This is a genomic window from Limosilactobacillus walteri (assembly GCF_014830205.1).
GTDB classification, from domain to species: Bacteria; Bacillota; Bacilli; order Lactobacillales; family Lactobacillaceae; genus Limosilactobacillus; species Limosilactobacillus walteri.
The window spans coordinates 37,870-51,143 of the sequence record NZ_QORN01000016.1 but is presented as its reverse complement, the minus strand read 5'-3'; the positions used below and the strand labels follow the sequence as shown (position 1 = coordinate 51,143).

General features: G+C 37.9%; 11 protein-coding genes, 3 tRNA genes and 1 pseudogene. 7 read left to right on the top strand and 8 right to left on the bottom strand.

What is annotated here, in order from left to right; all coding sequences use genetic code 11:
- Positions 1–145: 145 nt before the first annotated feature.
- The 6 genes from DTK66_RS04415 to yycF all read right to left on the bottom strand — a co-directional run bounded on the left by DTK66_RS04415 (position 146) and on the right by yycF (position 7,069).
- Positions 146–1,423 (bottom strand): S1C family serine protease, encoded by a 1,278-nt coding sequence (locus DTK66_RS04415; RefSeq protein ID WP_153929826.1) that lies wholly within the window; start codon positions 1,421–1,423, stop codon positions 146–148.
- Between the two features lie 107 nt (positions 1,424–1,530).
- Positions 1,531–2,337, bottom strand: coding sequence for an MBL fold metallo-hydrolase (locus tag DTK66_RS04410; RefSeq protein ID WP_191667902.1), 807 nt, complete (start codon positions 2,335–2,337; stop codon positions 1,531–1,533).
- 17 nt (positions 2,338–2,354) lie between these two features.
- Complete coding sequence (locus tag DTK66_RS04405) at positions 2,355–3,197, bottom strand: two-component system regulatory protein YycI (RefSeq protein WP_153929827.1); 843 nt, start codon at positions 3,195–3,197, stop codon at positions 2,355–2,357.
- A 12-nt stretch (positions 3,198–3,209) separates the two neighbouring features.
- Positions 3,210–4,508 (bottom strand): YycH family regulatory protein, encoded by a 1,299-nt coding sequence (locus DTK66_RS04400; RefSeq protein WP_153929828.1) that lies wholly within the window; start codon positions 4,506–4,508, stop codon positions 3,210–3,212.
- Positions 4,486–6,348 (bottom strand): cell wall metabolism sensor histidine kinase WalK, encoded by a 1,863-nt coding sequence (walK, locus tag DTK66_RS04395; RefSeq protein ID WP_191667901.1) that lies wholly within the window; start codon positions 6,346–6,348, stop codon positions 4,486–4,488. The genes DTK66_RS04400 and walK overlap by 23 nt, the downstream gene beginning before the upstream one ends.
- Before the next feature lie 13 nt (positions 6,349–6,361).
- Positions 6,362–7,069: a response regulator YycF gene (yycF, locus tag DTK66_RS04390; RefSeq protein ID WP_153929829.1), complete on the bottom strand. Its 708-nt coding sequence runs from the start codon at positions 7,067–7,069 to the stop codon at positions 6,362–6,364.
- Positions 7,070–7,244: 175 nt separating this feature from the next.
- Between yycF and DTK66_RS04385 the strand changes: the two genes are divergently transcribed.
- The 5 genes and pseudogenes from DTK66_RS04385 (at position 7,245) to DTK66_RS04365 (ending at position 9,829) form a co-directional block, all read left to right on the top strand.
- Positions 7,245–7,317, top strand: a tRNA-Lys gene (locus tag DTK66_RS04385).
- Between the two features lie 69 nt (positions 7,318–7,386).
- Positions 7,387–7,842, top strand: coding sequence for a winged helix-turn-helix transcriptional regulator (locus DTK66_RS04380; RefSeq protein ID WP_191667900.1), 456 nt, complete (start codon positions 7,387–7,389; stop codon positions 7,840–7,842).
- A gap of 97 nt (positions 7,843–7,939) precedes the next feature.
- A complete protein-coding gene (locus DTK66_RS04375) occupies positions 7,940–8,893 on the top strand; it encodes an aldo/keto reductase (protein ID WP_153929830.1) in 954 nt (317 codons plus the stop codon).
- A gap of 15 nt (positions 8,894–8,908) precedes the next feature.
- Positions 8,909–9,646, top strand: a pseudogene (locus tag DTK66_RS04370) (aldo/keto reductase); the annotation flags it as partial.
- Between the two features lie 110 nt (positions 9,647–9,756).
- Positions 9,757–9,829: transfer RNA gene (locus DTK66_RS04365), tRNA-Lys, on the top strand.
- 115 nt (positions 9,830–9,944) lie between these two features.
- Here DTK66_RS04365 and DTK66_RS04360 read toward each other — a convergent pair.
- Both DTK66_RS04360 and DTK66_RS04355 read right to left on the bottom strand, forming a co-directional pair.
- A complete protein-coding gene (locus DTK66_RS04360) occupies positions 9,945–11,666 on the bottom strand; it encodes an ABC transporter ATP-binding protein (protein ID WP_153929832.1) in 1,722 nt (573 codons plus the stop codon).
- An 86-nt stretch (positions 11,667–11,752) separates the two neighbouring features.
- Positions 11,753–12,187 (bottom strand): MarR family winged helix-turn-helix transcriptional regulator, encoded by a 435-nt coding sequence (locus DTK66_RS04355; RefSeq protein WP_153929833.1) that lies wholly within the window; start codon positions 12,185–12,187, stop codon positions 11,753–11,755.
- Between the two features lie 151 nt (positions 12,188–12,338).
- Between DTK66_RS04355 and DTK66_RS04350 the strand changes: the two genes are divergently transcribed.
- Both DTK66_RS04350 and DTK66_RS04345 read left to right on the top strand, forming a co-directional pair.
- Positions 12,339–12,411, top strand: a tRNA-Lys gene (locus DTK66_RS04350).
- Positions 12,412–12,595: 184 nt separating this feature from the next.
- A complete protein-coding gene (locus DTK66_RS04345) occupies positions 12,596–13,165 on the top strand; it encodes a helix-turn-helix domain-containing protein (protein ID WP_191667899.1) in 570 nt (189 codons plus the stop codon).
- Positions 13,166–13,274: the final 109 nt, after the last annotated feature.

Here is a 13,274-nt window from a genome sequence, read left to right as displayed (position 1 = left end):
AAACGCTAAAACGAACTTGTTATGGTTTTGCCAATCAAAAATTTTTCTTTTTAAGAATCGATTGTATTTTTTCGTAAAAAAATACCCCCTACATTTTTGTAGGAAGTATTTTTAGTCAACCATACCAGTTGACAGATATCCATTATTATTGGTTGGTACCTTGTTGCGAATCGTTAGTTGTCGTATCAGCACTCTTTGTTAAGTGGAGAGTTGCCGTGTGCTGTTGTCCATCACGATAGTAGGTTACCTTAGCACTTTCACCGACTTTATATTTATATAAGGCCGCTTTTAGCGATCCTGCATCGGTGATATTGGTATCACCAAGTTTAGTAATCACATCATACTTCTTTAACCCCGCAGTATCTGCGACTGATCCATTACTTACATCCATTACTACAACTCCTTTACTTACACTTGTAGGCAGTTTTAGAACAGATTGTTGTTGGTCAGATGTCACATTACTAAGGTCAACCATACTAATACCAAGTGACGGACGGGTAATTTTACCGTTTTTGATTAATTGATTAATAATCGTTACTACTTCATTACTTGGGATAGCAAAGCCAATTCCCTCAACTGATGAACCTTGCGTATCAGAGGCAAGTTTCATTGAGTTGATACCGATAACCTGTCCCGCCATGTTAATAAGCGGACCACCTGAATTACCAGAGTTAATTGCGGCATCTGTTTGAATAACTGAAGTTAAAGTACCATCAGTTCCCGCCTTTAACGTCCGGTTTTTGGCAGAAATAATCCCTTTCGTAACAGTATTTGCATATTCACTACCCATTGGTGAACCAATTGCTAACACATCTTGTCCTGGAACAACTGAGTTTGAATTGCCAAATGATGCAACGGTCTTCACATTTCCAGCATTGATCTTTAACACTGCTAAGTCAGTTGCGGCATCTGCTCCTACCAGATCAGCATTCACTTTCTTACCATTACTAAGAATCACCTGTAAAGCATTTGATCCTTTTACCACGTGGTTATTAGTAACAACATAAGCTGAATTACCGCTCTTCTTGTAGATAACACCAGAACCTTCGCTAGCAGTTTCTAATTTATTGTCACTGGATGAATCGCTATTACTGTTGGCACTGCTATTACCATACCCAAAAATGCCTAAAGTACCATTTGATTGTTGTACTTTTTGTTTGTTAATAACACTAACCACAGCACCTTGCACAGACTTATATGCTTGTGAAGCTTCTCCATTTAAGTCTGCCTTATTTTTATTAACCTTTGTTCCTCCCGATTTATTAGAGCCGCTTGGAACCTTTGTACTTGCAACTTCTTCGTGATGTTGAACCATATTATTAATTCCTAGGGCTATGCCACCACCAATTAGCCCAGCAAATAATCCAACGATAATTACGCCTAGCCATAAACGGTCTTTTAACCCTTCTCTTATCTTTTTCATCAATCAACCCTCCACTATCTCAAAGAATCATTACTTTCAAATTACAATTTAAATATGAAAAATCATTGAATAAAGTTGATAAAAAACGTGATATCTTACTATTTTTATTATAACGTCATTAATTTGCTTGGCGTTTCTGGTTCGGCATCACGTAATTCAAAGTCATGATTAACACCAAAATCATGTTGTTCCATCATGCTAGCAACCGTTAAATGGGCTAGTGACCGCATGTTATTGTGTTGACTGCGGTGACCTAAGAAAATTTCCTTTGTACGACGGCCAATGACCCCCATCAATGCATCGGCCCCTTCTTCATTTGAAAGGTGCCCTTCATCTCCTAGGATTCGTTGCTTGAGCGGCCATGAATAAGGCCCCATCCGCAACATTTCAGTATCATGATTGCATTCCATCAGATATGCATCAGCATCACGAATAGTCCCTTCTATGCGATCTGATACGTAGCCCGTATCAGTTAATACACAAAATGTCTTGTTATTATGATGAACTTGGTAAAACTGTGGTTGGGCTGCATCATGTGAGACCGCAAAGCTTTCGATATCCATATCGCCCAGATTTTTAACCGTATTTGGCGCAATAATGTGCTTTTGCTCCAATGGAATTTTACCGACTTTACTGGCCATTGCTGCCCACGTTCCTTCATTCGCATATACATCCATCCCGTATCGTCGTGCAAGAACCCCGACACCATGGGTATGATCACTATGTTCATGCGTCACAAAAATTGCGTCAACATCCTTCAATGAGCGATCAATCTTTTTCATTAAATTTTCAATCCGTTTTCCGCTCAAACCTGCGTCAATCAGAATGCGGTGGTGTCGCGTTTCTAAATAAGTTACATTCCCTGTACTACCACTCGCAAGTATACTGTAACGCAATGGATCAGTATCTGTCACTTAGAGTACCTCCTTGATTATTTATTATTTAATGAGTTGGTATTTATACTATCTGGTGTTTCTTTCATTACCGTACTGTTAAAAGCATTAACTTCTAACTGTTGGATAGCTCCTGAATTTTTTGTCTTAATTTCAACGACCCATGTTGGTACATAGACTGCCTTATCGTCAGTCGTCGTATTTAATAACTTAGCATAACTTAGCCGTGCCCAACGAATCCGTGAATTATTAGGGATTTGGTTGTGCTTATACAACCATGTTACGGCTCGTTGCTGACTAATAGTGTTGGAACGTTGTCGCAGTATTTCAACGTCCTGTAAGTAAGTTTGCGTATAACCAGTTACTTCACGGTCTGAATTCACCCGAAACCGAATTTGGCCGTCATTGGAAATTAATGGTTTTCCTTCAAGCATTTGGGTATAAACAAGAGTATTTTTATCAGATAACTCTTTGTCATATCGATAGTTCGCTCCTAGAGCAACCATCTTCTTATTTTTTAGTAAACGATTCACCCGCCGTAATGAATTCTCTTTAGAGAGCCTAATCGGCTTATCAAAATCACTTGTTAATGTGCCTGATGAGAAATGGAAATTCTGGTTGCGTAACCGTCCAGATTCCTGTTCCAACGTACCGCCATCTGTTGAACGTTTCCCAGCAATATAGTAGCCGGTTTGTTGCTTGTTAGAGAGTTCCCCGTAACTAATCGAATCATTATGCATCTCTTTTAAGACAGTCGATTGGCGATTCGGTTGTCCATTAGAAACTGTAAAACGGGTTTCAAGTATCAGTGAGCTGCCAATTAATATATCAAAAAGTAAGAAGGCAAGAATAAAGATCCATTGAATGCGTTTAAAATTCATGCTCTACTCCTCCTACTTCTCTAATTCAGTGTATTCAACCCATCGACCATGGTACTTAATAAAGTATGTTGGTATTAACTTAACAACATGCTTATCTTTATCTGTATTCTTCCAAATATATCCAACTCGTAAATCTTTTATATCACGCATTCTGTTCGTTGCATGAAGTTGATTGATAACATCTGTACTCGATGGTAGCTTAACCGTCTGATGGTCGATTGGTAACGGAACCTGTAAACTGTAAAGACTCATCCAGTATCGCTCATTGCCGCTCTCTGTTGATTCTAAAGTTACTTCCCCATAGCCATTACTATTAAATATTGGAAAGCTGTTAACATACGGCCGATAATTTAATTGCCGACCATGGTCACTTACCTCATCATAGCGGAGATTATCGAGCGGAATGCCGATTGCTGTTAGCTTACTATAGAAATGCGAAAAAATTTGACTGGTTGATTCGCGATCATCTTTACTCAAATAATTTTCATACTTCATCGTTCCGTTTTGGCGATTAAAAATCAAACGACGATTAGTTCCATCGGTATATGTTGTTTCATTACCATTACGGTTTGCAGTTATTGTTGTATGTTGATTGGTACTCATTAAGCTTGCACTAAGCGTATCAATATTTTGCGCAGTAATTTGATAACCTAATTCTGGCAATTCAAAAGAACGCGGATACACCATTACCGCCACTCCGTTAATAATCTTATGATCAACTGGAATTTTTTCCATTGATGTCAACAATTGACGAATCTTGCTAAAATCGCCCTTTTCAACTCGCACACGGTAAACACTATAATGGTGGTCCCCTAGTAAATAAATTTCGTGTTGGCCATTTAACGGAATAACAATATGGTTAATTTGGTTGACCCGATCGGTATCAATCGATTGTGAAAAGGTTTCATCAAAGACTGAACTTGGTATTTCATCTGGATATGTCAACATTAATGAATTTCGTCGGCGTAAATAACTTAAGTAAACATCACTATTATTTTGCTTAACAATATTTGTCCGTCCGAGTTTCCAGTGTTGCAATTCCTTCTTTACACTTAAAATCAAGTTTGCCTTCGGACTATGCAACTGGTTTTGGTTGCCATTTTTGTTGGTTTCAATTGCTTTTGTTGGCAGATAAACATCGCCCATCGACTGTGGCGTATATTGTTGCGATTGATTACTACTATAGTTTTCGTGTCGTGCTCCTTCGTAAGGAAAGGGATTTGTCCAGATAACCCACGAAATGAACAAACTAATAATTACAACAACCGTTAAGGCGATTGATTGCCAATTACTTTTCAGTTTCCTCATCATCCCAGTCTTCCTCCTCATAAGGTACATATGGCAATGAAATATAGAAAGTTGATCCCTTGCCTTCTACACTATCAACCCAGATCTGCCCACCAAGCATATTGATAACTTCCTTAGATATCGCTAGTCCGAGGCCTGTTCCACCTTGTTTTCTGCTCCGTGCTTTGTCAACCCGGAAAAAGCGATCGAAAATACGGCCAAGGTCTTTCCGAGGGATACCAAGTCCTTGATCAGAAATACTAAGAATAACATGATTGTGGGTTTCCAAAAGACGTGTCGTGATAACACCCCCGTCAGGTGAATATTTGATTGCATTATTCATAATGTTATCGATTACTTGGGTAAATTTGTCGGTATCAATTTCCACCCATAAGTCTTTCTTGGTAAAGTACCGTTCAATCGTGTATTTTTTCTTTTTCGGATCTTCTTTTTTGATAATCATATCAAAGCGATCCAAAATATAATTAAACAGCTCATTAATATTTACATACTCAAGGTTGAGCTTTGTTGTTCCAGCATCCATCCGTGACAAGCTCAATAAATCATTGATCATCCGAATCATTCGGTCAGTTTCATCTTGAACAACTTTTAAGAATTTAGGGGCAATCTCTTTATCCTGCCAAGCGCCATCACTTAATGCTTCAACATAACTTCTTACACTTGTTAACGGTGTCCGTAACTCATGTGATACATTTGAAACGAATTGCTTCCGTTCACGCTCCTCTTTTTGCTGGCTAGTCACATCATGCAAGACACAAACAAGCCCACTAACAAAGCCTGACTCACGCTGAATTGGAGAGAAATAGGCATTCAAGATTAAGTTATTACCTGAATTTGACATATCAATAATCATTTCTCGTTGCTCGCCATTTACTAATTGTCGAACAGTATAGTCATGACGAATATCCAAAACATCGATAATTGATTTACCAATTAAATCATCTTCATTTTCCACACCAAGTAATTGAAGAGCCATATTATTCACAATCGTAACATTACCACGCCGGTCTGTTGCTAACACTCCATCAGACATATGTGAAAGAATACTATCAAGCCGCCGTCGTTCAGAGTCGCTTGACTCTTGGGCTTCCTCAACACGTACTGACAGGTTATTAACCGCTCCCGCTAGTTGACCTAATTCATCATTTCCCAATACTTTTACTTGACCGGAATAATCCCCACGGGCAATCCGCAATGTTTGTTTCCGCATTTCTTCAATTGGCCGGGTTATTTCCTGGGAAATAATTATTGCCAGCAATAGGCTAATTACAATTGTAATCATCGCTGCGGATAAGTAGACAAGCGTAATATTATTGATATTTGAATAAACGCTCTCTAAACTCGCGCGTAAGTATACCGCTCCGACAACATTATTATTACTATTGTCAACTAGCGGAATCACATTTACATAGTAACGTGTGTGGTTAGAATTATCATATAAATTTTCGGTGTGTGAACGGTTATTCAATAAAGTTGCCTTTATTGCTTGGTCAGTTGTTTTTTGTCCAATAGCGCTACGATTATCGGCATTGCTTGTTCCGCGGACAACACTTTTACTGTCAACAACTCGGATTTCAGAAATATTATTATTGTTTACTTCCGAAAGGATCTGGTTAATTTGTTTATTTGCCTTTTTAGTATTAGAGCGTGCTAATTGCTCAGCTAATGAATTATCAACATAAGATGGTAGTTCAATCGTTTGCTTGAATGTATTAAGGTTTTGGTGCTCCAATTGACGCACAAAAACCGCCCCTACACATTCTAGTGTTAACATCAAAATTAACACGAATACAAGGGCGATTTTAAACCGAATCGATTGATAAAATTTTAACTTGCTGTTCACAATGGTTCAGCCTCTAATTCTGATCAGGATTTGCTAAGTAATAACCAACACCACGACGGGTAATTAGCCATTGCGGATGGCTGGGGTTATCCTCTATCTTTTCGCGAAGACGTCGAACAGTAACGTCGACCGTTCGAACATCACCAAAGTAATCATAACCCCAAACTGTCTGGAGTAAATGTTCACGATTAATTACTTGCCCAATATGTTGAGCAAGGTAGTGTAACAATTCAAATTCACGGTGGGTTAAATTAATGTTCTCTCCCCGTTTAGTTACGGTATATGCTTCGGGGTGGATTGTAAGATCACCAATTTGAATATCAGAGTTACTATCTTCTTCTGCTGGCGCTTTAAGAGTGGCCTGCCGCCGCAAATTAGCTTTAACCCGCGCGACTAATTCACGATTAGAGAACGGCTTAGTAACATAATCATCAGCACCTAATTCCAATCCTAAGACTTTATCTAATTCAGAATCCTTAGCAGTCACCATAATGATTGGCATTGTGTGCTTTGCCCGCACACGCTTTGCTACTTCAAGGCCATCGATCTTAGGCAGCATTAAGTCAAGAATAATTAAATCCGGATTTTCTGCTTCAACTTGTTCTAAGGCTGCTTCACCGTCATAAGCAACGACTACTTCATAGCCTTCTTTTTCGAGGTTAAATTTTATGATATCAGAAATTGGCTTTTCATCATCAACAACTAAAATTTTCTTTGCCATATCAATGATTCCCTCCGTTGGGTTAATTGATTAATACTTCAATTCTGCTTTACATAGGTGCTTCTATTATAGCACAAGGGGAAAAAGCTTAACGAATTTTCAAGAAATTGCGAGAAAACATTTGACATTTTAGTAGCAACAAGTTAAAATAACTAAGTATTCTGTTAAAGGATATGGGCAGTTAGCTCAGCTGGCAGAGCAACGGACTCTTAATCCGTGGGTCCAGGGTTCGATCCCCTGACTGCCCATCAGAGGTTTACAGAGATTGAGATTTACTTTCTCAATCTCTTTTTTTATACAACAAAGGAGTTTTAATCATGGCAGAAAAAGAGGTTCTTAGTGAAATCCAGATAACACTTAATGTAATTGGTGGCAAGTGGAAACCCTTGATTCTCCATTACTTAGAAAAAAATGGCACAAAAAGATATAGCGAAATCCTTCACTACCTAGAGTTAGCCCCTAAGAAGACTTTAACTGCCCAATTACGCGAATTAGAACATGATGGAATTATTAAGCGAACTGTTATTCCTACAATTCCAGTTCAAGTTGAATATTCCATTACTAATCATGGTCGTTCCCTCTTCCCATTGTTAGATGTAATGTGTGCTTGGGGATACCTTAATTCACAAGATTATCAGGTAAAACATACTACTTGTACATATAACAAAGAAACTACAAAAATTAAACAAGCTCGGTTACATAAACTATACGAAATGTTTGCTGAAGACCATTTAGGTGATTGGCAAGCAGACGACGAGGATACTTCAATGTAACCTGGGAAATAAAATGTGCCGTCTTGTCGGTAAGATCAAGTCTCGTTATCATTAAGACAATGATTAACATTGATTTTACTGAAGGGACGGTTTTTCTATGAAACAAATTAATTTAGGCGCTACTTCGCTTCAAATTCCAGCAATGGCTCTAGGAATTATGCGAATGGAAGCAAAATCCCCCGCTGATGCGGCGAAGGCAATTGATGCTGCTTACGAAAACGGCATTAATTTTATCGATTCCGCAGATATTTACGGTCAAGGAAAGTCGGAAGAAGTTTTTAGCAAAGCATTGAAACTTTCAAGCACAAAACGTGAAGAGCTCTTTATCCAATCCAAAGCAGGTATTATTATTGATCCCGCACGCAGCCACGGAAGTTTTGTTTTTGGAAGTCGGTACGAGTTTACCAAACAACATATCTTAGAAGCAGTTGATGGTATTCTTTCCCGAATGAAGACCGATTATCTTGATAGTTTCCTCTTACACCGTCCTGATCCATTAATGGATTTAGAAGGGATCCGTGAAGCATTTGATATTTTACAAGCTAGTGGCAAAGTCCGCTTCTTTGGTGTTTCGAACTTTAACCCGCAACAATTTGCGATGGTTCAAAATATCGTTAGTCAACGATTGATGTTTAACCAATTACAGTTTGGTCTGATGCATACCGGAATGATCGACTTCGGCATCCATACTAACATTAATGATAAAGATGGTACTAACCATGATGGTGAAATTCTTGAATATTGTCGCCAACACCATGTTACCATCCAAGCTTGGTCACCATTCCAGTATGGAAACTTTGAAGGAACCTTTATCGATAATCCTGATTATCCCGAGCTAAATGCCACTTTAGCCAAATTAGCTAATAAGTATAATGTCGGTAAAAATGCAATTGCAGCTGCTTGGATTCTTAAACACCCTGCTCAAATTCAGATGGTGATGGGAACAATGAACCCTCAACACATTGCTGATAGTGCAAAAGGTGCTGACATTCGGTTAACTAATCAAGAGTGGTATAATCTATACCTTGACGCTGGACATCAATTGCCCTAAAAGGAGCAATCCCCTATGTATCAAGCAAACGAAAATCGTTATCAAAAGATGATTTATAACCGTGTTGGCAACAGTGGCCTTAAATTATCAGCACTTGGATTAGGATTTTGGCATAATTTTGGTAGTGTGGATCCTTTTGAAAATCAAAAGGCAATCGTTCACCAAGCTTTTGATTTAGGAATTACCTACTTTGACCTAGCAAATAACTATGGTCCTATTCCCGGCAGTGCCGAAGAAAACTTTGGTCGGATTATGGCGACCGACATGAAGCCTTATCGAGATGAAATGATCATTGCTAGTAAAGCCGGTTATGAGATGTGGGATGGTCCTTATGGAAATTGGGGCTCGCGGAAGAGCATTATCGCTAGCGCAAATCAAAGTTTACAACGATTAAATCTTGATTACGTTGACATCTTCTACTCACACCGACCAGATCCAGCAACTCCAATTGAAGAAACTGCTGAAGCACTTGATCAACTCGTTCGTGAAGGCAAGGCGCTTTACATTGGAATTTCAAATTATAATGGTAAACAAACCGCGGCAATTACAAAAGTATTTAAAGAACTTCGGACACCATTTATTATTCACCAACCCCGCTACAATATGTTCGACCGTCATATTGAAAATGACCTTCTTCCAGTACTAAAACAAGAGGGCAAAGCAGCAGTTTGTTTCAGCCCATTGGCACAGGGACTATTAACTGACCGTTATTTAAACGGAATTCCAGCTGACTCAAAACTAACCAATCTTAGTCCTAGAGAAAATCTAGGGCTTTTTATTTACTATAAATGTACAATTAATTAAAAAGCACTTGCTAAATTCTAAAGAAGTTGATACCTATTGTTTATATTGTTAAAGAATATGGGCAGTTATCTCAGCTGGCAGAACAACGGACTCTTAATCCGTGGGTCTAGGGTTCGATCCCCTGACTGCCCATCAGAGGTTTACAGTGAGATTTTTTCTCGGTCGCTTTTTTGTATGTGTTGGAAAACTTAATTCTATTCAAAAAACGACCAAGATCGGCTAAAAAGCTGATTTTGGTCGTTTATCTTTATTTAAATTGATCGTGAACATACTGAGCATAAAGCGGTGTGGTTTGAAGCAATTCTTGGTGCGTTCCTGCGCCTGAGATCGTTCCGTTTTCAATAAAGTAAATCTTGTCGGCATCAACAATGGTACTCAAACGGTGAGCAATTACCAGTGTTGTCCGTCCTTGCATTAAGTCACCTAATGCTTTTTGAACCATCGCTTCTGATTCAGCATCTAAACTGGCGGTCGCCTCATCAAGCATCAAGATTTTAGGATCACGAAGAAAGGCTCGGGCAATGGCAATTCGTTGACGTTGCCCACCAGATAGTTTGATTCCACGTTCACCAATTTCGGTTTCTAATTTGTCCGCCATTTTATTGACGAAAACATCCGCATATGCCATCTTTAGGGCTCTCCATAACTCTTTATCATCAACAGTTCGGTGTAACCCATATGTCAAATTATCCCGAATTGTTCCTGGCATTACAGCTGCATCTTGACTTACCAGCCCGATTTGTTCACGCCATTTTGCCAAGTCTAATTTTTCGATATTTTCATCACCGATAAGAATCTTTCCTGCGGTTGGTTGATAGAATCGTTCAATTAATGAAAAAATTGTCGATTTTCCGCCACCCGATGGTCCTGCAAAGGCCACGACCGCATTCGGCTTAGTCGTAAAATTAATATCCTTTAAGATTGGCTTCCCTGCTTCATAAGCAAAGTCAACATGCTCAAACTTCAATGGCTCAGTTTCAATGTCTTTTTCAAGCTTATCTTCGTCAAATTCTTCTGGTTCAGATAACATCTGCTGAATCCGCTCAGTTGCACCACTAGTCTTAGCCATATTGGTAAAGAGTTGACTAATTACAATAACTGGTCCAAAAATCTGGAAGAGGTACATTAAGAATGAAACTAACGCCCCCATCGTTATTTGCCCATTCATTACGCGAATTGCACCATAGCCAAGAACAATTAAGAACATTAGCATCATTAACATATTTGTAATTGGTTGGGTCACCGAGTTAATCAATGCTTCTTTAGTTCCAATTCCATATAGGTTATCAATTCGCTGGCTTCCTTTAGCGAGTTCATGTTCTTCGCCATTTGAAGATTTCACTAAACGAACTTCACCTAATACATCAGTCGAATCACTAGCGAATTTAGCTAATTCATCTTGACGTACGCGGCCGATTTTCCGTGATAGGTTCATCACCGGCATCATTACTAACATTATTAGCGGCACAGCAATAAACATTAACAGAGTCATCCGCCAATCCATCGCCATCATGATTACTAACGCACCAACAAATTGTAAAATTGATGTCATTGCATTAGGGAAGGTTGATGCAAGTAATTCCTTCACTTGGGAAGTATCATTTACTAGGCGTGAACTAATTTCCCCTGTTTTGACATTATCAAAATATTTAACAGGCATTTTAAGTAATTTCTGCCATAATTTTTTACGAAGTTTAGCAACAACATTCTCACCAAAAATCCCAAGCAGGACTCCTGAAAATGCACTGGTAATTAATCCAGCAATAAAAATGATGACTGTTAAAACAGCTAATGTCAGACTAATGTGACGAAAATCATTAATTAGTTTCTGGGCTAATTGGGGTACGAATAAATTAGCTCCTGTTGAAACAAACCCTAAAAGGATACCCACAATAAGCTTTGTATATTGTGGATGCAGTTGGTTAATTAGGCTAAAGAATTCACGAAAATTAAATTTGTTTCTTCTCAAATCATAAGCCTCCTAACAATTAAATATCTAACTATTTTGACGATTTATATTAAAACATTTAGATATCTAACTGTCAAGAGTCTAACTTATTTTTGTAAATTTTTATTGAGAGTTGTCATGCTAGAAATTACTAAATCGATACTTTCCTCATCGAGTTGTGCAACAATTTTTTGACAGGCTCGATCAAAGACTTCCTTAATCTGGCTAGCTTTTTCAATTCCTTCTTTAGTTAGAAAAATTCGTTTAATTCGTGCTGATTCATTATCATTTTTTCGGATAATATAACCGTCACGTTCAAGATTCTTGAGCATACTTGTAATGCTTGCATTCCGAATATGGAAATAATCCCCCAATTCTCGTTGAATGAGTCCTGGATGATCTTTTATATATAACAATGTCCTTGCCTGTTGCGGTGTTAGTGATAATTGTGGCGTAATGGTTGTAAAAAAGTGATGCATATTAACCATGTATGTTCGCAATAACCGATTCATATGTTCAAATTTATCTTTTTTCGAGACCATAAAATTACTCCTAAATTAATTGTCGTTTATTAAAAAATATAACAGTTAGATGCCTAAGTAAATATTAATTTGCAAATTAAAAAATAAATTTTAAAAAGCACTTGCGAAATCCTAGTTAAGTTGATATTATTATTTATGTTGTCAAAGACATGGGCAGTTAGCTCAGCTGGCAGAGCAACGGACTCTTAATCCGTGGGTCCAGGGTTCGATCCCCTGACTGCCCATCACTATAAAGTCACCGAATTATCGGTGGCTTTTTTCATTTCAAAAAAAGCTAAGCATAATCTTAATGAAAATACGCTAAAGCTAAAAATTATCGCTATTAACAGGGACGCAACGAACCATTGCTAGACTTTCTGTTGTTATTTCCGTATCCTTATATCAAAAATATGAGGTAGGGAAATAATTATGTCTTTTGGTGAACAAATTCTAAATCAGCGCAAAAAGCTCGGACTTACACAACAAAATGTCGCTGATGCATTACACATTACACGGCAAACACTTTCTAAATGGGAAAATGATAAAAGTTATCCTGATTTAAAACTGTTACTCGCTCTTAGTGATTTATACCATGTTCCTGTAGATTCATTACTAAGAAAAAATAAAGACCTAACTAATTTTCTAAACCGTGATAAAGCAGCGCAAGCATTCAATATCATCCGTGGATTATTTTGGCTACTCATAGGACTGTACCTTTTTGCACCCAATAACTATTGGTCAAGTATTTTAATCCCTGTTATATTTGCTATTCTGATGGAATATCTATTCTATAAAGAATGCTTTTTCTTGGGAAAAAACTGGGATAAACGAAGCCGCTGTACCATTTTAGGGTACATATGGTCTGCGGTAATGATTATTACTGTAATCTACTCCGTTATTAATTCCATTATTAATAAACACCTTAATATGTTACTTTTTTGCTTTATATTAGCAATATATTATTTTTTCCAACAATACATGTATAAACCACGCAATTAAAAAAGTGAATGAAACAGTGTCAATTCCATATGACTGGCTACTGTGTTGTACATTTAAAATAGTAAGTGGCTGAGAAAAAACTTTTGTTTTCTCTCAGCCTCAACTCTTT